This is a genomic window from Prauserella isguenensis (assembly GCF_014191605.1).
Taxonomy (GTDB): Bacteria; Actinomycetota; Actinomycetes; order Mycobacteriales; family Pseudonocardiaceae; genus Prauserella; species Prauserella isguenensis.
Window position 1 is genome coordinate 66,107 of record NZ_JACHWU010000006.1, and the last position, 20,546, is coordinate 86,652.

The 20,546-nt window shown below is 69.5% G+C and carries 16 protein-coding genes; 6 read left to right on the forward strand and 10 right to left on the reverse strand.

Annotation, left to right across the window (positions count from 1 at the left end):
* Positions 1-81: 81 nt before the first annotated feature.
* Positions 82-378, reverse strand: coding sequence for a DUF3040 domain-containing protein (locus tag FHS23_RS19815; RefSeq protein ID WP_183658254.1), 297 nt, complete (start codon positions 376-378; stop codon positions 82-84).
* A gap of 316 nt (positions 379-694) precedes the next feature.
* Positions 695-1,168, reverse strand: a complete 474-nt coding sequence (locus FHS23_RS19820) for a nitroreductase family deazaflavin-dependent oxidoreductase (protein WP_183658256.1) — start codon at positions 1,166-1,168, stop codon at positions 695-697.
* A gap of 35 nt (positions 1,169-1,203) precedes the next feature.
* Here FHS23_RS19820 and FHS23_RS19825 point away from each other — a divergent pair, with 35 nt between their 5' ends.
* Entirely contained in the window at positions 1,204-2,112 is a 909-nt protein-coding gene (locus tag FHS23_RS19825; protein ID WP_183658259.1) for a pseudouridine synthase, read from the forward strand.
* Positions 2,113-2,121: 9 nt separating this feature from the next.
* On the opposite strand, the gene FHS23_RS19830 is transcribed toward FHS23_RS19825, so the two are convergent.
* The 5 genes from FHS23_RS19830 to FHS23_RS19850 form a co-directional block, all read right to left on the reverse strand.
* Positions 2,122-2,514, reverse strand: coding sequence for a PIN domain-containing protein (locus tag FHS23_RS19830; protein WP_183658262.1), 393 nt, complete (start codon positions 2,512-2,514; stop codon positions 2,122-2,124).
* Positions 2,511-2,792, reverse strand: a complete 282-nt coding sequence (locus FHS23_RS19835; protein WP_183658265.1) for a type II toxin-antitoxin system Phd/YefM family antitoxin — start codon at positions 2,790-2,792, stop codon at positions 2,511-2,513. Before FHS23_RS19835 ends, FHS23_RS19830 begins: the two co-directional genes overlap by 4 nt.
* A gap of 98 nt (positions 2,793-2,890) precedes the next feature.
* Positions 2,891-5,374 (reverse strand): DNA gyrase/topoisomerase IV subunit A, encoded by a 2,484-nt coding sequence (locus tag FHS23_RS19840; RefSeq protein ID WP_183658268.1) that lies wholly within the window; start codon positions 5,372-5,374, stop codon positions 2,891-2,893.
* A 114-nt stretch (positions 5,375-5,488) separates the two neighbouring features.
* Positions 5,489-9,007: an ATP-binding protein gene (locus tag FHS23_RS19845; RefSeq protein ID WP_183658271.1), complete on the reverse strand. Its 3,519-nt coding sequence runs from the start codon at positions 9,005-9,007 to the stop codon at positions 5,489-5,491.
* 203 nt (positions 9,008-9,210) lie between these two features.
* Entirely contained in the window at positions 9,211-10,362 is a 1,152-nt protein-coding gene (locus tag FHS23_RS19850; RefSeq protein WP_425501155.1) for a DNA polymerase IV, read from the reverse strand.
* A gap of 488 nt (positions 10,363-10,850) precedes the next feature.
* Between FHS23_RS19850 and FHS23_RS19855 the strand changes: the two genes are divergently transcribed.
* From FHS23_RS19855 to FHS23_RS19865, 3 genes are all read left to right on the forward strand, one after another.
* Complete coding sequence (locus FHS23_RS19855; RefSeq protein WP_183658275.1) at positions 10,851-11,132, forward strand: WhiB family transcriptional regulator; 282 nt, start codon at positions 10,851-10,853, stop codon at positions 11,130-11,132.
* Positions 11,133-11,723: 591 nt separating this feature from the next.
* A complete protein-coding gene (locus FHS23_RS19860) occupies positions 11,724-12,476 on the forward strand; it encodes a class I SAM-dependent methyltransferase (protein WP_343054125.1) in 753 nt (250 codons plus the stop codon).
* Positions 12,477-12,758: 282 nt separating this feature from the next.
* The gene (locus tag FHS23_RS19865; protein ID WP_183658489.1) at positions 12,759-14,084 is read left to right on the forward strand and encodes an MBL fold metallo-hydrolase; all 1,326 of its coding nucleotides are present in this window, start codon (positions 12,759-12,761) and stop codon (positions 14,082-14,084) included.
* A gap of 51 nt (positions 14,085-14,135) precedes the next feature.
* On the opposite strand, the gene FHS23_RS23375 is transcribed toward FHS23_RS19865, so the two are convergent.
* Complete coding sequence (locus tag FHS23_RS23375; protein WP_183658278.1) at positions 14,136-14,537, reverse strand: hypothetical protein; 402 nt, start codon at positions 14,535-14,537, stop codon at positions 14,136-14,138.
* A 220-nt stretch (positions 14,538-14,757) separates the two neighbouring features.
* On the opposite strand from FHS23_RS23375, the gene FHS23_RS19875 reads away from it, so the two are divergent.
* The gene (locus FHS23_RS19875) at positions 14,758-15,891 is read left to right on the forward strand and encodes a hypothetical protein (protein ID WP_343054126.1); all 1,134 of its coding nucleotides are present in this window, start codon (positions 14,758-14,760) and stop codon (positions 15,889-15,891) included.
* A gap of 112 nt (positions 15,892-16,003) precedes the next feature.
* On the opposite strand, the gene FHS23_RS19880 is transcribed toward FHS23_RS19875, so the two are convergent.
* Positions 16,004-16,597, reverse strand: a complete 594-nt coding sequence (locus tag FHS23_RS19880; protein ID WP_183658280.1) for a TetR/AcrR family transcriptional regulator — start codon at positions 16,595-16,597, stop codon at positions 16,004-16,006.
* A gap of 135 nt (positions 16,598-16,732) precedes the next feature.
* Here FHS23_RS19880 and FHS23_RS19885 point away from each other — a divergent pair, with 135 nt between their 5' ends.
* The gene (locus tag FHS23_RS19885; RefSeq protein ID WP_183658284.1) at positions 16,733-18,247 is read left to right on the forward strand and encodes an MFS transporter; all 1,515 of its coding nucleotides are present in this window, start codon (positions 16,733-16,735) and stop codon (positions 18,245-18,247) included.
* A 75-nt stretch (positions 18,248-18,322) separates the two neighbouring features.
* Here the strand turns inward: FHS23_RS19885 and katG are convergent, their stop codons facing one another.
* A complete protein-coding gene (gene katG / locus FHS23_RS19890; RefSeq protein WP_183658287.1) occupies positions 18,323-20,527 on the reverse strand; it encodes a catalase/peroxidase HPI in 2,205 nt (734 codons plus the stop codon).
* Positions 20,528-20,546 lie beyond the last annotated feature (19 nt).

Here is a 20,546-nt window from a genome sequence, read left to right on the forward strand (position 1 = left end):
CGGGCGCCGGACTCACACCCCGGCCTCCGGGACCAGGGCGTCAGGCCTCGGGGACCTTGGCGCGCGCCGGGCCGTGCGGAGCTAGCCGTCCTCGTGGTCGCTCGTGGAGTTCCACGGATCGCCCCACCCCTGCACGTGCGCGAACGCCGCGATGACCAGCACGATCGCCGCTAGCAGCACGAGGCCGAAGTTCAGCGTCACCAAGCCCAGCACGATCAGCACACCGGCGAACATGTCAAGGCCGCGGCGCAACACCCGGCCACCCGCCCACCGGCGCGGCGGCCCCCCACGGCCGAACGCACGCGCCAGCTCGGGGTCATCGTCTCGCAGCGTGCCGCCGATACGCTCGAGCTCCTCACGTTCGCGACGACTCAGCATGGCGAACTCCCCTCGCTCGTCTCCTCCGCGTCCTGCGCCGACTACCCGCCGCCGGGAGGCCCTAATCCCTGCCGGGCGCGCGAGGGGATGCCCGCGGTGTCGGGCACTCGCGGGCATCCGAATCGTCCGCACAGCCGATGGTCCGCCGGTGTCCGGCGCCGTATCGTGAGGGGAACCAAGGGCCGGACAGCCCCCAGGGTTCCGCACCTCCCCCTCGTTGCGGAAACCCGGACGAGGAGAACGCCCGGCACGCCTCCTGTCGGTGGGCGTGCCGGGCGTTCCGCGTTCCGGTGGTAGCGAGTGAGGGCCGTCCGGGTCAGCCGCCGTGGTCGAAGCGGACGAACCTGACCTCGCGGCCCAGCGCGCGGAAGTCGTCGTCGCTGCCGTCGACGCGATAACCCATGACGTGCGCGAGGCGTGCGGCGAGTTTCGGTGTCCTGCGGCCGTATTCGACCATCAGCTCCACGCCCGTGTCGACGTCCAGCGGCACCGCGGTCGCCGACGTGCGCAACCGTCCACTCTGGATGGTCACGGACGGGTTCTCGAGGACGTTCCGGTACCAGGCGGCTTTCGTACCGAAACCGGAGCACGCCGTGATCGAGCCGGCGTCGCTGGTGACGACCTCGAGGACGACCTCGCGCCGCCTGCCGGTCCGCCTGCCGGTGTGCACGAGGTACAGCAAGCGGCGGCTCAGCAGTGCGCCGAGGCCGCGCCGGTAGAGCACGATCGGCGCCCGCGCCAGCGCACGCTTCCGGCCGCTCGGCGGCTCGGCGTCCGTGATCTGCTCCATGATCGGCACCCTACGCCGCCGGTATCCTGGGACGCATGAAACGTCCCGTCTCGCCGTTGCCGCAACGCAACGGGCTCGACGCCGCGCGACTGCGGCTCCCTGTCGACGGGACGTGGGCGACCGTGCGCGACCACCTGGTGCAGCGGTTGCACCGGCTGGAACCCGCGTACGTCGACGAGATGATCACGGCGGGCCGGTTCGTCACGGCCACCGGCGCCGTCACGCCCGACACCCCGTACGTGCCGGGCGAGTTCGTGTGGTTCCACCGCGACCTGCCCGACGAGGTGCCCGTGCCGTTCGACATCGGCATCGTGTACCGCGACGACGACCTGGTGGTGGCCGACAAGCCGCATTTCCTCGCGACGATCCCCCGTGGCAAGCACGTCATGCAGACCGCGCTGGTGCGGCTGCGCGACGAACTCGGCCTGCCCGAGTTGAGCCCCGTGCACCGGCTCGACCGCGTGACCGCCGGGCTGTTGATGTTCACCGTGCGGCGGGAACTGCGCGGGCCGTACCAGAACCTGTTCCGCGACCGGGTCGTCCACAAGGAGTACGAGGCGATCGCACCCCACGATCCGCAACTCGCGCTGCCGCGCACGGTCCGCAGCCGGATCGTCAAACGCCGTGAGGTCGTCACGGCCGAGGAAGTGCCGGGGGATCCGAACGCCGAGACCCACGTCGAGCTGGCCGAGGCCCGCGACGGCCTCGCCCGCTACCGGCTGGTGCCCGCCACCGGGCGCACGCACCAGCTGCGGGTGCACCTGGCCTCACTCGGCGTGCCCATCGTGGGCGACTCGTTCTACCCGGTCACGTACGAGACCGCCCTCGACGACTTCCGCAACCCGTTGCAGCTCCTGGCGAAGGTCCTCGAGTTCACCGACCCGCTCACCGGCGAGCGCCGCCGTTTCGAGAGCAACCGCACCCTGTCCGCCTGGCCCGGCTGAGCCCGGAGTTCAGACAGGAGACACGACCGGAAGCCCCAGCGACTCGGCGACCGTCCCCAGTCTCTTGTCGTATGTGACGAAGGTGCTCACGCTGCCCTCGAGGAGCAACGCGGTCGCAAGATGAATGGCATCGAGAGACCTCAGGTTCGGGTCGGGCAACCGACCCGCAGACTCCGCCACGGCCCTACTCATCTCGATCAGACCGACCTTCTCCAGTGCGAAGTCGGCGCGAGGCACGGCGCCTCCCCCCTGACGGATGGCAGCTCGCCTGGTCTCGACCGCAAGCAGGGTGCTCGACACCGCGTGTTCGTCCGAACGTTCGCCCAGCATCCGACGCAACGCAGGCGTTTCGGCCTCGGCCCACACCAGCTTGAGGAACGCTGACGTGTCGAGGTAGATCACCAGGCTTCCTCATCACGCATGTCGGCGAGCACGTCGGTAAGGCCGCGATGACCGTCCGGCACCGGCGGGGGGTCGCCCAAATCACTCACGTGCCCTGCCGGGGGCCGATACTGTCCGGCTGCTTCCAACCGTTCGAGAGCGGACCCCCCGGATTCCACGGGCACGAGGTAGGCCACCAAGCGGCCACGGTCGGTCACCGCGACCCGCTCGCCGGCTTTCGCCAAGGCGACGTAGTGGGACGCTTGCTGACGAAGCTCCCGGATGCCGATGGACATCATGCACCCATTGTAGCACCTGAGGTGCTACATCACAGGCCACCGCGATGCGCGTGCTACGCCGACCGCCACGGCGCCAACGCGTCCCGCCCGTCCCCGGGTCAGTCGCGTTCGATGCGGTGGCCGATGACCTCGGGACCGGGGTGGGCGGCACCGGAGCCGTCGCGGCGGTCGTCGACCTCGGGCAGCTCGACCGCATCGCCCTTGCGGGAACTGCCCGCGGGCCGTGGGCCGATCCACGCGACGCGCACGGCGTCCTCGCCCTTCAGCAATCGGTGGACGCGCACACCCGCCGTCGCCCGACCCTTCGCGGGGTACTCCGCGAACGGCGTCACCTTGACCGTTTCGCCCGTGGCCGTGACGACGAACGGTTCACCGTGGTCGTCGTCGTCCGTGCGCACCGCGCCGAAGAACACGACCTCGGCGTCACCGGACAACTTCACGCCGGCCATGCCGCCGCTCTTGAGCCCCTGCGGCCGCACCAGCGACGCCGAATACCGCAGCAGCGAAGCAGTGGACGTCACGAACGCCAGCTCCTCCTCGCCGTCGGTCAACCACGCGGCGCCGACGACCTCGTCACCGTCCTTGAGGTTGATGACCTCGAACTCCTCCGACCGCACGGGCCAGTCGGGGGCACACACCTTCACCACGCCGGCCTTGGTGCCCAGCGCCAGGCCCGGCGAGTCGCCGACATGGTCGCCGAGCGGGGCGAGCCCGACGATCCGTTCGCCCTTCGCCAGTGGCACCAGTTCCTTCGCAGACATGCCGCCGCGCAGCGACACCGTGCCGCTCTGCTCCGGCAGCACGGGCAGCGGCAGCACGTCCACCTTGAACGCCCGCCCCGCGCTCGTCACCAGGATCACCTGGCCGCGCGCGGTCGTGCGGACCACGGCCTGCACCGCATCGTGCTTGACCCGGCCGTTGCGGCGGCGACTTTCCTGCGCCTCCTCCGATTCGGCTGCGGTGCGGGCGACGAGCCCCGTGGCCGACAGCACCACGTGGCACGGGTCGTCGGCGACCTCCAACGGCCCGGCCGGCTTGGACGCGGCCAGCACCTCCTTGAGGTCGCCGTCGATCAGCGCAGTGCGCCGTTCGGTCGGGAAGTCCTTGGCGATCTTCGCCAGCTCGGCGGAGACGACCTTCTTGAGCTCCTTGTCGTCGTCGAGGATCTTCGACAGCTCCGCGATCTCCTCGCGCAGCTTCTCGTCCTCCTGCTCGAGGTCGAGCTTGTCGTACTTGGTCAGCCGCCGCAGCGGGGTGTCCAAAATGTACGTAGCCTGGATCTCGGTGAGTTCGAACCGCTTCATCAGGCCTTCCTTGGCGGCCTGCGCGTTGTCGCTCTGCCGGATGAGCTTGATGACCTTGTCGATGTCGACGAGCGCCTTGAGCAGGCCCTCCACCAAGTGCAGGCGCTCCTCGCGCTTGCGGCGACGGTAGCGGGTACGGCGGGTGACGACGTCGTAGCGGTGCTGCAGGAACACCTCGAGCAACGGCTTGAGTCCGAGAGTCTGCGGCTTGCCGTCGACGAGCACGAGGTTGTTGATGCCGAACGACTGCTCCAACGGAGTCAGTCGGTACAGGTCCGCCAGCAGCGCCTGCGGGTTGACACCGACCTTGCACTCGATGACCAACCGCGTACCGTTCTCCCGGTCGGTGAGGTCCTTGACGTCGGCGATGCCGGTCAGCCGCTTGGTCTTGTTGACCTCGTCGGTGATGCGTTCGATGACCTTCTCCGGACCCACGCCGTACGGCAGCTCGGTGACGGTGATGCCCTGCCGCCTGCTGCCTTCGATCGGTCCGGTCTCGACGGTCGCGCGCATCCGCACGACACCACGTCCCGTCTCGTAGGCCTTGCGGACCTGGTCCAGGCCGAGTAGCTGCCCACCGGTCGGCAGGTCGGGCCCGGGCACGAACTCCATCAGCTTGTCGAGCGAGGCGTTCGGGTGGTTGATCAGCCAGCGCGCGGCGGCGAGGACCTCGCTGAGGTTGTGCGGGATCATGTTCGTCGCCATGCCGACCGCGATCCCGGACGTGCCGTTGACGAGCAGATTCGGGAACGAGGCGGGCAGCACCGAGGGTTCGAGCAGCTCGCCGTCGTAGTTCGCCCGCATGTCGACGGTCTCTTCACCCAGTTCGCCGACGAGCAGCATCGCCTCCGGCGACATCCGCGCTTCCGTGTAACGCGACGCGGCCGGTCCGTCGTCCGGACTTCCGAAGTTACCGTGCCCGTCGACCAGTGGGACGTTCATCGAGAAGTCCTGCGCGAGACGCACCATCGCGTCGTAGATCGCGACGTCGCCGTGCGGGTGGTAGCGGCCCATCACGTCGCCGACGACGCGGGAGGACTTCACGTACGCGTGGCTGGGCCGGTAGCCGTTCTCGTTCATGGAGAACAGGATCCGGCGGTGCACCGGTTTGAGGCCGTCGCGTGCGTCGGGCAGCGCCCTGGAGTGGATGACCGAGTAGGCGTACTCCAGATAGGAGTCCTCGATCTCGGCGGCCAGCGAGTTGTCGTAGACCTGGGCGCCGGCCTGGTCGAACGCGGCCGGATCGACGCGGGTGGTCGGGTTCTTACGGCGTGCCATCGTGGTGTCCGGCTCCTAGTTCGTGCGCTGGCGCTGGGATATCGGCGCGGCGATGCGGGCTGGGATGCTGGCTGGAGGGTCGCGGCGGGTTCCGTTCACGGTGCGACGGCCTCGTCAGATGTCGATCGCGGCCTGGTCGACGCGTTCGGACGACGAGACCAGCCAGTTACGGCGCGGTTCGACCTTTTCACCCATCAGGAGTTCGAGCGCGGCCTCTGCGGCCTCGGCGTCGTCGAGGGTGATGCGGCGGACGGCCCGCGTCGCGGGGTTCATCGTCGTCTCCCACAGCTCGTCGGCATCCATCTCACCGAGACCCTTGAAGCGCGGCACGGGCTTCTTGATGGTCTTGCCTTTCGCCTCGAGTTCGGCGACCTTCTCCTGCATCTCGCGCTCGGTGAAGGTGTAGTGCGTCTCCTCGTTCTTTCCCTTGGTGACGACCTTGTGCAGCGGCGGCATCGCCGCGTAGAGCCTGCCCTCGTCGACGACGGGACGCATGTAGCGGGCGAACAGCGTGATGAGCAGCGTGCGGATGTGCGAACCGTCCACGTCGGCGTCGGCCATGATGATCACGCGGCCGTAGCGCAGCGCAGACATGTCGAACGTCCGCCCGGTTCCCGCACCGAGGACCTGGACGATGTTCGAGATCTCGGCGTTCTTCAGCGCGTCGCCGAGACCGGCCTTCTGCACGTTGAGGATCTTCCCGCGCAGCGGCAGCAACGCCTGGTACTCCGACACCCGGGCGCTGCGGGCACTGTTGTGCACGAATACCCCGGATTCGAGTGCGAAGTTGTGGTAGTGGTCCACGGTCACGTCGTAGACGTCCTCGGTCTCGTCGAGGAACTCGACCGACGCCACACGATGATTGACATGCTGCGCCGCGTCCCGAAGTCGGCGGTAGTCGCCGTGGTAGTGCGCGAGCAGCTTCTCGAACCGGAGCCCCGTCCGTGCCGTGTCCAGCCGAAGCGCTTCGTACGCACCCTCCAGCTGGTCGTCCGACACATCGAGGACGTTGGCGAGCCGCTTCAGCGCAGCGATCCGGCGGCCCTCATTCTGCTGGGCGACCCTCTCCTGCCTCGGAACGGTCTCGACGTAACGAGCACGCCCTTCCTGGACCCGTGCGAGGTGGCCGGTGTCGGGGTCGGACATGCGCACCTTCATGCGCACCGAATGCCGCCGGCCGAACTCGGGGTGGGCCTCGTGCCAGGCGGTCACCGCTGCACGCTGACGGTCACGCTCCGCCTTATCGGAGAACTGCTCGACCGTCTTCCGCGAGCGCCATGCACGCAGTTCCTCGTCCTGCCACTGCTCCTTCGAGCGGCGACTCCACTCCTCCCTGCGACCCGGCTCCGCGAAGAAGATCCGCACACGTTCCGCGGCATCGGCCCGGTGCTCGGGGTGCGCCCAGTACTCGGCCTGCCACCGACGCATCCGCTCGGCGTACTCAGCGCGCTCGACGTCGCTCAACGAGGCGTACCAGTCCTGGAAGCCCTGCTCGATCTTCGCGCAAAACGAGGGATCCGCGTTCCGCGCGGCCAGCCGGGCCAGGCATGCGGCTCGGAATTCCGGGTCCTGCCACTGCTCGGACAGCATCGCGGACTTGAACTCCAGGCCACCGCGGGCCAGCCAGGCCCGGTAGCCCTCATGAACGTGCTCACCCATCATCGATGCGTGGAGCGCGGCGTGGTCCTCCCACGTCATCCTGCAGATGTTGCGCGGATCGTTGTTGCGCTTGTCGACATCGATGTGATGGCGAACGTTCCCGTTGGCGGTGCTGTCGACGCCGTTCCGCAGGTTGTATCCGTCCGCGAGGTAGTGGGTGTAGACCCACTCCTCACGGTCGTTCATCCATACACGCTCGTACCCGTCGAGGCTGTCCCCTGCGGACTTGGCGGACACCGAGCGGTACAGCGGCATCAACGAGTCGCCCGACGTCAGCTGATCCGCGCGCCGGTAGGAGCCGTCACGGAGGCGGAACAGGTGGTCCGGAGTGCACCGGACGGATTCCCCGTTGTCGAACCGCACCCTCACCAGCGGTGCGTCGTGCTTGGTCAGCCGCGGTTCCACCAGCGGTGCGACCACGACACGCCCCTGTGAGTTCGTCGTGTATCCGAAGTGACTGATCCCCTGTTCCCAGTCATCGGCCAGCTCGGCGAACGTCTTGCTCCCGCCGCTCGCCAACGCGACGCGCGTGTCACCGGTGAAACAGCCGAGTGCGCTGTCGCCCTCCACGAGGAACAGCTCACTGCGGGCGATGCCGGTCGCGCGGCAGTCGACCAGCTTCGGCGGCATGGCGGCACCCTCGAGCGCCGTCTTGCGCCGCGCCGCGTCCTTCTGCTGCTTCTGCGCGATCCGCACCCGGGAGGCGTCGACGATCTTCTGCAGCACCGTCTTGGCCTCGGACTTGGTCCGGCGGTTGTCGGTCCAGGCGCGGATCTCCTTGTCGACGATGCCCTGCAGCACCTTGGTGATGCCCGCGGTCGACAGCTCGTCCTTGGTCTGCGACGTGAACTGCGGCTCCGGGATCCGCACGTGGACGACCGCGGTCATGCCCTCGGTGATGTCGTCGAGGGTCGGCGGGTCCTCCTTCGGCTTGAGCATGCCCCGCGTCCGCGAGATGGCGTCCTGCAACGACTTCGTCAGCGCCCGGTCGAAGCCCTTCCGGTGCGTGCCGCCGTGCACGTTGCGAATGGTGTTGGTGAAGCACTCGATGGTGCGTTCGTAGCCGGTCCCCCAGCGCAGCGCGACGTCCACCTCGGCACGGCGTTCCACATTGGACTGCATGACGCCGTTCTCGTCGGCGGCGTTCTCCTTGTAGGTGCCCTCACCGGAGATCGTGATCGTCCCGGACACCGCGCGGTCGCCGGTCGGGGCGAGGTACTCGACCATGTCGGCGAGGCCGTTCGGGTAGTGGAACGTCTCCTCCTCGATCGACCCGACCTCGCCGTCGGTGGCGGTCCGCAGTACGTACGTGACGCCCGGCACGAGGAAGGCGGTGTGCTGCAGCTTGGTGCGCAGGTCCTCGATGTCGAGTTCCGCGCCCTGCTCGAAGTACCGCGAGTCGTACCAGTAGCGGATCGTCGTGCCGGTGGGCTCCCCGCGCTTCATCTTGCGGGCGACGCGCAACCCCGACTGGGGCGTGAACTTCGCCTTCGCGCCGGGGCCGTCGAACACACCTGCCACGCCGCGGGCGAACGACATCTCGTGGACCTTGCCGGCCCGTCGCACCTGCACGTCGAACCGCAGCGACAGCGCGTTCACCGCCGACGCGCCGACGCCGTGGAGCCCGCCCGAGGCCTTGTAGCCGGAGCCACCGAACTTGCCGCCCGCGTGCAACCTGGTCAGCACCAGCTCGACGCCGGAGATCCCGGACTTGGCGTGGTTGTCGGTGGGGATGCCACGGCCGTTGTCGTCCACCTCGACACTGCCGTCGGCGTGCAGCGTGACGACGACGCGGTCGGCATGACCCGCCACGCCTTCGTCGGTGCAGTTGTCGACGATCTCGGCGAAGAGATGGTTCACGCCGCGGCTGTCTGTGGACCCGATGTACATGCCGGGCCGCTTCCGCACCGCTTCCAATCCCTCGAGGTGGGTCAGATCGTCGGCCCCGTACAGGGTCTCGGCCGAAGCAGTCACAGGGTCGTCTCTCCCGGTCTCGTGATGCGATGGCGGCTTCCCGTTCACCCCGCGGGCGAGCCGCCTCGTGCGGGCTTCCGGCACCGGTCGGGTTCACCGGCCCCGGCGGAAGGCACCGTACTGCAGCGTATCCGCACGGTCGGACATTCCGGGGCACCCACCGGCCACACACCCCCGCAACGACGGCGGATATGTGACCCAGTTCATCGTTCGGGGGCGTCTGCCGACGACTCGGCGAACTCCGCGCGCACTCCGAGCAGCCGTACCGGGCGGTCGAACTCGAACCGGCCCAGCACGGTCAGTGCGGCCCGTTCGAGGGCGTCACCGACCCGGTTGCGCTGGACGTTCTCAGCCGGGCCGCTGGCCGCGGGCCGCCCGGGTTCCGCCGCCCGGTAGCCGGCCACGGGGTCGACGGGTTCGGACAGCGTCGTGCTGCGGGTCCGGGTGACGAACGGCGCGAACCGCACCTTGACCGCCACCCGCGCGACCGGGCGCCCCTCGGCGATCACGTCGTCGGCGACACGCCGGGCGAGCTCCCGCACGGCGGCGTCGGCGTCGGCGCGCTCCGTGAGGTTCCGCTGGAAGGTCGTCTCCCGGCTGCGCGACTTCGCCACGTGCGGCGTGGCCGTGACCTCGCGGTCGCCCCAGCCGTGCGCCAGTACGCGGAAGAACGGCCCCATCGTCGGGCCGAACCGGGCGGCCAGCTGGTCGCGATCGGCCTCGGCGAGTTCACCGACCGTCGTGATGCCGAGTTCGGCGAGCTTCTTGACCGTGCGACTCCCGACACCCCACAACGCGTCCGGCGAGCGGTGCGCCATCACGGGCAGCCAGTCCGACCGGGTCAGGCGATGGATCCCGCCGGGTTTGGCGAATCCGGTCGCGGTCTTGGCGCGCAGTTTGTTGTCACCGATCCCGACGGAGCATTCCAATCCGCATCGCCGGCGCACAATGTCGCGAACGCGCTGCGCCAGGCTTTCCGGGTCATCGGTTTCCGCGCCGAGGAACGCCTCGTCCCAACCCGCCACCTCCACGACGACCGGCAGTTCCCGCAATGCCGCCATGACGCGTTCCGACACCTCTTCGTAGGCGGGCGAATCCGAGGGCAGGAATACCGCGTCGGGGCATTTCCGCTGCGCCGTCCGCAATGGCATCCCCGAGTGCACGCCGAAGGCTCTGGCCTCGTACGACGCCGTCGCGACGACGCCGCGCTGCGCAGGGTCGCCTGCGCCGCCGACCACCACGGGTTCGCCCCGCAGCTCCGGGTGTCGCGCGATCTCGACGGCGGCGATGAACTGATCGAGGTCGACGTGCAGTACCCACTCCACGTCGATCAGTATGCGGTACTCCCACCACATCCGGCTCCCGTGATCGTTTCGATTCCCACCGAATGCGGTCGAGCCCGGAACGTTTCCCGAATGTGGCGCACGTGGCACGTGACGGACGTCGCGCCGGACACGAAGTTGAACGTGGAACAAAGCGGCCGGCCGCGGCCGTTGGACGAAGTGTTCGCTCGTCGCCGCGCGGTCACCCCGAGACGGAAGACGGTGCACGGCAGGCGCGTGCCCGACCCCGACATGCGACACCGCCCCCGATGCACGACCGGCCGGCGTCACGGCGCCACGACGTCGCTGTGGCATGGCTTCGCCGCGGCACGACTTCGCTGTGGCATGACATCGCCGCGGCATGACATCGCTGTGACATGGCTCCGCCGCGACACGGTCACGTCGGACGTCGACCCGCCGCGGCGAGCGCACACGACCCGAACACGACACCGACGAACAGCACTTCGACGCCAAGACGACGCTTCCACGAAGCCGCGCCGCGAAAGGAGGGCGCCCACACCATGAACAAGTCCGACCAGCCACAGGGCCTCGAATGGGTGCACGACGCCGCCTGCCGCGACGAGGACCCGGAACTGTTCTTCCCCGTGTCCGACATGGGCCCGGGTTCGCAGCAGGCCGCGCAGGCGAAGGCGGTCTGCGCACGCTGCCCCGTTCGTGACCGGTGCCTGTCCTACGCGCTGGACAACGGTCTCGACTTCGGGGTCTTCGGCGGCCTCACCCAGGAGGAACGCCGCGAGTTCGCACGTCGCCGCCGTAGCGAGCCCGCACCGCGGGCGGCGTGACGCCCGGCTCCGTCGGGCGGTGGTCCCCCGGCATCGCCCGACGGAGCCCTCGTTCCCCGACATTCCCCGACATCTCCCGTCGCCGAGACCTCGTCTCGGGACCTGCCGGGCCCGACGACTCGCGCCCCCACGCGTGTCACGCCGGCCTCTCCGACCGGCCGGCCCCGACCCACTCCCGGGCCCGACCCGAGCCTGGCCCCGACCCGCCGGAGCCCGACACCAGACGGTTTCGAACCGCTTCGCCGATCGAACCGGTATGCCCTGATTCACCCGACCCGGTCGTGCATACCTGTATGCATAAATATTGACCCTGCACCCCACGCAAGACCGCCCACCTGTGTCACCAGTCACAATCGCCCGGTCCAGATATGCATAACATATACATATCAACCTGAGTGATGTTCGATAACTAAAATGCCCTACCGTTGGGAACCCGAAGTCGCAACGACAAGCGGGACTGACAAACGGGACTCAAGCCCAGGCACTGGGGTCGGCTGCGCTGACGGTGCGCGAAGACCGCGCTAGCGGTGTTCCCATCTCATCACCAGCACTAACCCAACCCCCGGGGTCGGCAAACCGGAAGGGGAACGTGTGACACTGCAGGTTGGAGAACAGGACGGGCCGGCCCAGGAGGGCCAGGGCGCCTTCGCCGCGGCGACGGGCCGCAGCCTCGAAGGCGACAACGCCAAGCCCCGTTACCTGGAGTACCAGCGTGAACTGATCCGGCCGTACGCCGGACGTTCCGTGCTGGAGATCGGCGCGGGCGACGGCGAGTTCGTGTCGGGCTACCACGACGCCGAGCGGTACGTCGTCACCGACGTCGACCCGGACGCCGTGAGCCAGATGAAGAAGCGCTTCGCCGACCGTTCCGACGTCGAGGTGCAGCAGTTCGACGGCGACGGCAGCGGCCGTCTCGACGACCCGGTCGAGACACTGCTGGCCATCAACGTGCTCGAGCACATCGAGGACGACGCCGGGGCGCTGCGCAGCCTGTCGAAGTCGGTGACGCCGGGCGGCAAGGTCATCATGTTCGTGCCCGGATACCAGCAGCTGTACGGCGAGTTCGACCGGCTGGTCGGCCACTACCGCCGCTACACGCCGCGCACCCTCGCGGCCGCCGCGCAGCGGGCCGGCCTGTCGACCGAGGTCTCCAAGCCGGTCAACTTCCTCGGCGCGTTCGCCTGGTGGGCCGCGGTCCGCAAGGGCGGCACCGGCTCGCCGAACCCCAAGCTCGTGGCGCTGTACGACCAGTACGTCGTGCCGGTCACGAAGGCGATCGAGAAGAACGTGCGGGTGCCGTTCGGGCAGTCGATCCTGCTCGTCGCGCGCACCCCGGTGGCCTGACCGCCGACACAGCACCGCCGTAGGAAGTCCGTGGCGCCGCTTCGGCGGCGCCACGATTCACGGCGCCGCGATTCCCGGCACCGCGAATCAGGGCAACACGCCGTCACGCCACCACTGCCTCACAGCATCACGGCACCACTGCGTCACGGTGTCACGACGCCCGCGGTACCACGATTTCACAGCGACACAACGGAAAACGCGATCGCCCACTGCTAACGTGCAAGGAGGGGCCCGGTACCGCCGGCGCACCGTCAGTGAGTGACCGGGAGGACACAACAGGCGATGGAGATTCTCACCATCGATACGCCGTCGCTGGGCGATCGCAGCTATCTCGTGCACGACGGGCAGGTGGCGTTCGCGGTCGACCCCCAGCGGGACATCGACCGGATGCTCACGTTGCTGGAGGACCGCGGCGTCCGCCTGTCGGCCGTGTTCGAGACCCACATCCACAACGACTACGTGACGGGCGGACTCGCCCTGTCCCGGCTGACCGGGGCGTCGTACCACGTCAACGCCGAGGACCCGGTCTCGTTCGAACGCACCCCGATCTCCGACGGCGACGTCGTCGAGGTCGGAACGATACGCGTGCGCGCGCTGGCCACGCCGGGCCACACGTTCACGCACCTCTCGTACGCCGCGACCCGCGGCGGCGACAGCCCGGTCGTTTTCACGGGTGGCTCGCTGCTGTTCGGGTCGACCGGCAGGCCCGACCTGCTCGGCCCCGAGCACACCGAGGACCTGGCACACGCCCAGCACGCCTCCGCCCACCGGCTCGCCGCCGAGCTGCCCGACGACACGAGGGTGCTGCCGACGCACGGTTTCGGCAGCTTCTGTTCCGCGACACCGACGTCGGGCGACGCGTCCACCATCGGACACGAGAAGCGCGTCAACCCGGCTCTGACCGTCGACGAGCGGTCCTACGTGGAGAGCCTGCTCGCCGGGCTGGACGTCTACCCGGCGTACTACGCGCACATGGCGCCCGCCAACCTGGCGGGTCCCTCCGAACCGGACCTGACTCCCCCGCATCGCGCCGACTCCGCGGAGCTGCGGCGCCGCATCGACGCCGGTGAGTGGGTCGTCGACCTCCGCACGCGGACGGCGTTCGCCGCGGGGCACGTCGCGGGCACCCTCAACTTCGGCATCGACGGCGGGTTCGCGACCTACCTGGGCTGGCTGTTGCCGTGGGGCACGCCGCTGACGCTGCTCGGCGAGACGCCCGAGCAGATCGCCGAGGCGCAGCGGGAACTCGTCCGTATCGGCATCGACCGGCTCGAGGCGGCCGCGACCGGCAACGTCCGGGAATGGGCGTTCGGCGGTGAGCTGCGTTCGTTCGAGACGGCGTGTTTCGCCGATCTGGCCCAGGTCCGCCATCACCGGCGCGTGGTCGTGCTGGACGTGCGGCGCCGGTCCGAATGGGACTCCGGACACCTCGACGACGCCGTGCACATCCCGCTGCACGAGCTGCTGGAGCGCATGGACGAGATCCCCGCGGGAGAGGTGTGGGTGCACTGCAAGTCCGGCTACCGGGCGGCCATCGCGGCGTCCCTGCTCGCGGCGGCGGGCCGGCACGTCGTGTCCATCAACGACGACTTCGCCGCGGCCGCCTGATCGCCCGGACCCTGCCGCGGGTCCGGGCGACACACCGTCGCGGACGGACGGCTACAGCTCCAGGAACGCCGCACACGCGACGGCCACGTAGGCGACCTCCGGCGCGCGGTAGGTGACCTCGGCCCACCGGTCGTCGGTGACCTGCGTCCCGTCCGTTCCGACGCAGCTGTAGGTCCCGCCGACCACGTAGGGCCCGCAGGGCTCGGCTCCGCCGGCGTGACGGCAGGTCGTGTAGTTGTCGCAGGTCAGCGTGGTCAATGCGGACGACTCCAGGTTCGGGCCGGTGCGCACATTGAGGTTGCACTCGTTCACGGCGTTCGCGTGCACGAGGGCGGGTTCACCCTTGCCTGAGCCCGGTTCCCGCTCGGTGGCCGATGCCGTTCCCGTGGCCAGGCCCGCCGCCGCGACCGCACACGCCACGGTTGCGGCCGCCCGTACAGCTCGTCTCGTCACGTTCACTCCCCTTCTCCGCCCACGGCCTGCCGACGCGCGGGCGCGGTGATCAACTGTCATGGTGGGTATCGGCCGCGGTATCCGCCCACTCGATCGCCGGACCGGTTGGTCTCACCGGTTTACGGGCCTACCGGCGAGTGGTAAGCGGCAACGCCGCTCCGTCACCGTTCGTGAAAGAGGGGTCCAGGTGCCGTCCCATTCCATCGATGACACGGAAGCCGTGACCGACGACCACCCGAGCGAACAGGCCACGGTGCTCGGCCTGATCGCGGATCCGGACATGCCGGAGACGATCGCCGACCGCCTGGCCGAACGGCTTCCGGAACAGCTCGACGGTGAATGGCACGTCGAAGTGGACGCCGATCCGGTGACGGCCACGCTGAAAGGCACGTCGGAGATCCTCGAGCAGACGGCGCACAAGTGCGACGCCCACGGGTGGACGTACGCCATCTGCATCACCGACCTGCCGGTGCGCTCCGACGACGGGCCGGTCGTCGCGGACATCGACCACGATCGCGGGGTGGCGGTCGTGTCCGTCCCCGGAATGGGCGGCCTGCAGACCCCCAGGCGCGTCCACCAGGTGATGCGGCAGGTACTCGACGAACTGCGCAGCGAGGCCGAAGGGCGAGGCGAGCCGGGACAGGTGCGCGAACAACGCAGGCACGGTCTCAGCAGCAAGGCCATCGGCCTGCTCGCACCCATCCGCCGCAAGGCCGTCGAGACCGAGAACAGCCACCTCGACGTGCGGTACGTGACACCGGGCAGGCGCGGCCGGCTGCGCCTGCTCTCGGGCATGGTGCGCACCAACCGGCCGTGGCGCCTGGTGTTCGGCCTGTCGCGCGCACTGGCTGCCGCCGTGGCGACGAGCGCGTTCGGCCTGTCGTCGAGCACGATCTGGATGGTCGGCGACCAGCTGAACATCGGGTTCAAGGTACTGACGACGGCCACGGTGATCGCGGCGCTCGTGGCGTGGCTGATCGCCGCGCACGACCTGTGGGAGAAGCGCGGCGACACCCGATCGGATCCGCAGCTGGCGCGGCTGTACAACGCGTCGACACTGCTGACGCTGATCACCGGCGTGGTCGTGCTGCTGACGATCCTGTTCGCCGTGAACTTCCTGATCGCGTGGCTGATCCTGCCCGCGTCACTGCTGTCCAGCATGCTCGGCAGCGAGACGGGTGTCGGCACGTACATGGCGGTGGCCTGGGCGTTCACGACGCTCGGCGGTATCGCGGGCGCCCTCGGGTCCAGCCTGGAAACGGACCACGCCGTGCGCCAGGCGGCCTACGGCTACCGCGAAAGCTGCCGCCGCGCCGAGTACCAGGAGCACGAACAGGAGGACGGCGAGTCCTGACACCGACCCGAGACGACCCGAGACCCTGCGTGAGGCGGGTACCTCCAGGTCCGCACCGTGTCGGCGTACATACCGTCGGCGTACACCCGCCCACCGTGTGGGGCGTGTTCCGCTACCCGGCTCCGGTCGAGCTGCTCTGAGCGCCTCCCGCGAGCTCGACGATCGCGGCAGCGACCCGGTCCCCGTCGGGCAGTGTGCCGGGCGCGAGCACGGACTGGACCGCGAGGCCGACGATCATGGCGTGCACGACGGCGCCGATCCCGTCGGCGCGGTCGGCGTCGAGGTCCGCGGTGTCGCGGCCGAGCATCATGGCCGCCAACTCCGTGCGAGCCTGCCTGCTGGCCTCGGCCAGTGCCCCGCGGATGTCGTCGTCGAACTCGGCCTGCGCGTAGGCCTGGGTCGTCGCCACGACGAGTTCCCGCTGGTGCGGCAGCGAGGCCAGCAGCTCGGTCATCGCCACCCGTAGCCGCTGCACCGGGTCGGCGCCCGCGCTGGCCCGCACGGCTCGTTCGATCACGTCGCCCCATTCGCTCTGCGCCTCGAGCGCGGCGAGGTTCATGAGTGCGTCCTTCGAGCCGAAGTGGTAGCCGATCGAGGCGAGGTGCGATCCGGACGCCGTGGCGATGTCCCGCGCGGTCGTGCGGGAGTAGCCCTTCTCCACGAGGCAGCGTCGCGCCCCGGCCAGCAGGTCCTCACGTTGGCTCATGGTCGTCACTATGCCGCGGGGCAGTCGGCCGCCGCGCGGCCGGGCGGGCGTTCGGACGATGTCGCCACCGCTGACCAGGCGGTTTTGACGTACGTACATCTTGCGCGCTATTTTGACGTACGTACAATCAAGTACATGCGCACTGCCTCCTCCACCACCGCCCGCACCTGGTGCGGCCTCGTGGTCCTGCTGCTGCCCGCGTTGCTGACGTCGATGGACATCTCGGTGCTGTTCGTGGCCGCACCGGCGATCACCGAGGCGCTCGAGCCGACGTCCGGCCAGTGGCTGTGGGCGATGGACATCTACGGCTTCGTGATGGCCGGGCTGCTCGTCACCATGGGCGGGCTCGGTGACCGATTCGGACGGAAACGCCTCCTGTTGGCGGGCGCGGCCCTGTTCGGCACCGCGTCGGCGATCGTGGCCTACGCACCGAACGCCGAACTGCTCATCGTCGGCCGGGCCCTGCTGGCGATCGGTGGCGCGACGCTCGCACCGTCCACACTGGCGCTCATCCGCGCCGTGTTCACCGACGAGCGCCCACGCCGGATCGCCGTCGGCACGTGGACCGTCGCATTCTCCGGCGGTGCCGTCGCGGGACCGATCGTCGGCGGGCTGCTGCTGGAACAGTTCTGGTGGGGCGCGGTGTTCCTCATCAACGTTCCGGTGATGGCACTGCTGCTCGTCGCGGGCCCTGCGTTGCTGCCCGAATCCCGCGACCCGGCGCCCGGCCCGTTCGATCTCGCGGGCGCGGCCCTGTCACTGACGGCCGCACTGGCCACGGTGTATGCACTCAAACGCGTCGCCGACGACGGCCCCGACCTCGTCGCCGCCGCGGCGGCACTGCTCGCGTTGGCCGCCGGTGCGGGTTTCGCCGCGCACGCCCGGCGCACCGCCCACCCGCTGTTCGACATCGGACTGCTGCGCAGGCCCCCGTTCGCGGCGGCGATCGGTGCGAACACCGTCGTCGCACTGGCGACCACCGGCCTCGGCGCGCTGGCGTTCACGTTCCTGCAGCTGGTGCACGGACTGTCGGCGTTGGAGTCCGCACTGTGGGCACTGCCCACCTTCGCGGGCACGATCGCGGGCTCGGCGGCCTGCGCCGCGCTCGCGGGCCGATCACGCCCACCCGTGCTGCTCGCCGCCGGCCTCGCGATCGCCGCAACCGGACTCGGCGTCGTCGCCTTCGGGGGCCCCGGCGCATCGCTGACGACGTTCCTCGTCGGCTACACCGTGTTGACGACGGGGGTCGGCATGACCGCCACCGCGGCGAACTCGCTCGTGCTGACGACCGCTCCCCCGCAGCGCGCCGGGGCGGCCTCCGCACTCTCGGAGACGAGCACGGAGTTCGGTGGTGCACTGGGGATCGCGACGTTCGGCACCGTCGCAAGCGCCGTCTACACCTCCGGGATCGCCGACGTGGCCTCCGGGAGGGTTCCCGCCCACGCCGCCGACACCGTCGCCGCCACGCTCACCGCCGCCGGAGGTCTCGACGAGCCGCACCGCACCCTCGTACGCGAGGAGGCGCTGGCCGCGTACACCGACGGGCTCACGGCGGCCGCCACCACGGGACTGCTCGTCTCAGCACTCGCCGCCGCGGGTGCGCTCACCGTCCACCTGCGACAGCGAGAACCCGTCGACGCCACACGCTGAGCGGCCCGAGACGCCAAGCGGCCCGCCGCCGGGAATCCCCTGGCGACGGGCCGCTCGCTGTGTCTCAGGCCGAAATCAGGCCTTGACGTCGAACCGGTCGAGGTTCATGACCTTGTCCCACGCCGCGACGAAGTCCTTCACGAACTTCTGCTTCGCGTCGTCGGCCGCGTACACCTCGGCCACCGCGCGCAGCTCCGAGTTGGAGCCGAACAGCAGGTCCACGCGGCTGGCGGTCCACTTGGTCTCGCCGGTCGCGCGGTCCTTGCCGACGAACTCGTCGGAGGCCTCGGTGGTGGGCTCCCACTCGGTGCCCATGTCGAGCAGGTTCACGAAGAAGTCGTTGGTCAGCGCCTCCGGCTTCGACGTGAACACGCCGTTCTTGGAGCCCTGGTAGTTGGCACCCAGCACCCGCAGACCGCCGAGCAGCACGGTCATCTCCGGCGCGGTCAGCGTGAGCAGGTTGGCCTTGTCGATCAGCGCGTACTCGGCGGGCAGCGGGTTGCCCTTGCCATAGTAGTTGCGGAACCCGTCGTTCTTGGGCTCCAGGTGCGAGAACGACTCGACGTCGGTCTGCTCGGCCGTGGCGTCACCGCGGCCCGGCGTGAACGGCACCGTGACGTCGACGCCCGCCGCGGCGGCGGCCTTCTCGACGCCCACGACACCGGCCAGCACCACGACGTCGGCGAACGACACCGGCTTGCCGAACGAGGACTGGACCGCTTCCAGCTTCTTCAGCACCGGCTTGAGCTTCTCCGGCTCGTTGGCCTCGAAGCTGACCTGCGGCTCGAGGCGGATGCGGCCGCCGTTCGCGCCACCACGCTTGTCGCTGCCGCGGAACGTCGACGCGGCCGCCCATGCGGTGGAGACGAGCTCGGACACCGACAGGCCGGTGTCGGCGATCTTGCTCTTGAGCTCGGCCACGTCGGCCTCGCTCGGCACGTACTCCGGCTTCGGGATCGGGTCCTGCCAGATCAGGTCCTCCGACGGGACCTCCGGGCCGACGTAACGGTCCTTCGGGCCCATGTCGCGGTGGGTCAGCTTGAACCACGCGCGAGCGAAGGCGTCGGCGAACTCGTCCGGCTTCTCCATGAACCGGCGGGAGATCGGCTCGTAGATCGGGTCGGCCTTCAGCGCCACGTCCGTGGTGAGCATGCTCGGGTGACGGTTGAGCTGACCGGTCTCCGGGTCGGGCACCGTGTTGTTCGCGATGCCGCCGGCCGGACGCCACTGCCAGGCACCGCCCGGCCCCTGGTAGACCTCCCACTCGTAGGCGAACAGGTTGTGGAAGAACCAGCCGCTCCACTGGGTGGGCGTCGGGCTCCAGGTCACCTCGAGACCACTGGTGATGGCGTCGCGGCCGACACCGGTGCCGTGACCGTTCTTCCAGCCGAGGCCCTGCGCCTCGAGCGGAGCGGCCTCCGGGTCGGGGCCGTTGTTGGAGTCGGGAGCCGCGCCGTGGGTCTTGCCGAAGGTGTGCCCACCGGCGATGAGGGCGACGGTCTCCTCGTCGTTCATCGCCATGCGGCCGAACGTCTCGCGGATGTCGCGCGCGGCGGCCACCGGGTCCGGCTTGCCCTCCGGGCCCTCCGGGTTGACGTAGATGAGGCCCATGTGCGTGGCGCCGAGCGGCTGCTCGAGCTCACGGTTCTCCTCGCCACCGGAGATCCGCTGGTCGCTGCCGAGCCACTCGGTCTCGGAGCCCCAGTAGACGTCGTTGTCCGGCTCCCACGCGTCGACGCGGCCGCCCGCGAAACCGAACGTCTTCAGGCCCATCGTCTCGAGCGCGACGTTGCCCGTCAGGACCATCAGGTCGGCCCACGAGATCTTCTTGCCGTACTTCTTCTTCACCGGCCACAGCAGACGACGCGCCTTGTCCAGGCTGACGTTGTCCGGCCAGCTGTTGAGCGGGGCGAAGCGCTGCTGACCACCGTCGGCGCCGCCGCGGCCGTCGCTGACCCGGTAGGTACCGGCGCTGTGCCAGGCCATGCGGATCATCAGCGGGCCGTAGTTGCCGAAGTCGGCGGGCCACCAGTCCTGCGAGTCCGTGAGGACGTCGGCGATGTCCTGCTTGAGCGCCGACAGGTCGAGGGACTCGAACTCCTTGGCGTAGTCGTAGTCCTGGTCCATCGGGTCGGACGCAGGCTGGTTCTTCGCCAGGATCTTCAGGTTGAGCCTGTTCGGCCACCACACCGTGTTGCTGTCACCCTGAGTCGGGTGCGGCAGACCCTGGTCGTGCAGGACGGGGCAGCCGCCCGCGGCCGCTTCGTTGCTCTCGGACAATGGAAATCCCTTCAGGTGG

Excerpts from the sequence above, each read along its gene's own strand:
- FHS23_RS19850 (WP_425501155.1), bottom strand. The coding sequence starts at position 10,362 with ATGTGGTGGGAGTACCGCATACTGATCGACGTGGAGTGGGTACTGCAC.
- FHS23_RS19865 (WP_183658489.1), top strand. The coding sequence starts at position 12,759 with ATGGAGATTCTCACCATCGATACGCCGTCGCTGGGCGATCGCAGCTAT.
- FHS23_RS19855 (WP_183658275.1), top strand. The coding sequence starts at position 10,851 with ATGAACAAGTCCGACCAGCCACAGGGCCTCGAATGGGTGCACGACGCC.
- FHS23_RS19840 (WP_183658268.1), bottom strand. The coding sequence starts at position 5,374 with ATGGCACGCCGTAAGAACCCGACCACCCGCGTCGATCCGGCCGCGTTC.
- FHS23_RS19820 (WP_183658256.1), bottom strand. The coding sequence starts at position 1,168 with ATGGAGCAGATCACGGACGCCGAGCCGCCGAGCGGCCGGAAGCGTGCG.
- FHS23_RS19880 (WP_183658280.1), bottom strand. The coding sequence starts at position 16,597 with ATGAGCCAACGTGAGGACCTGCTGGCCGGGGCGCGACGCTGCCTCGTG.
- FHS23_RS19885 (WP_183658284.1), top strand. The coding sequence starts at position 16,733 with ATGCGCACTGCCTCCTCCACCACCGCCCGCACCTGGTGCGGCCTCGTG.
- FHS23_RS19815 (WP_183658254.1), bottom strand. The coding sequence starts at position 378 with ATGCTGAGTCGTCGCGAACGTGAGGAGCTCGAGCGTATCGGCGGCACG.
- FHS23_RS19835 (WP_183658265.1), bottom strand. The coding sequence starts at position 2,792 with ATGATGTCCATCGGCATCCGGGAGCTTCGTCAGCAAGCGTCCCACTAC.
- FHS23_RS19825 (WP_183658259.1), top strand. The coding sequence starts at position 1,204 with ATGAAACGTCCCGTCTCGCCGTTGCCGCAACGCAACGGGCTCGACGCC.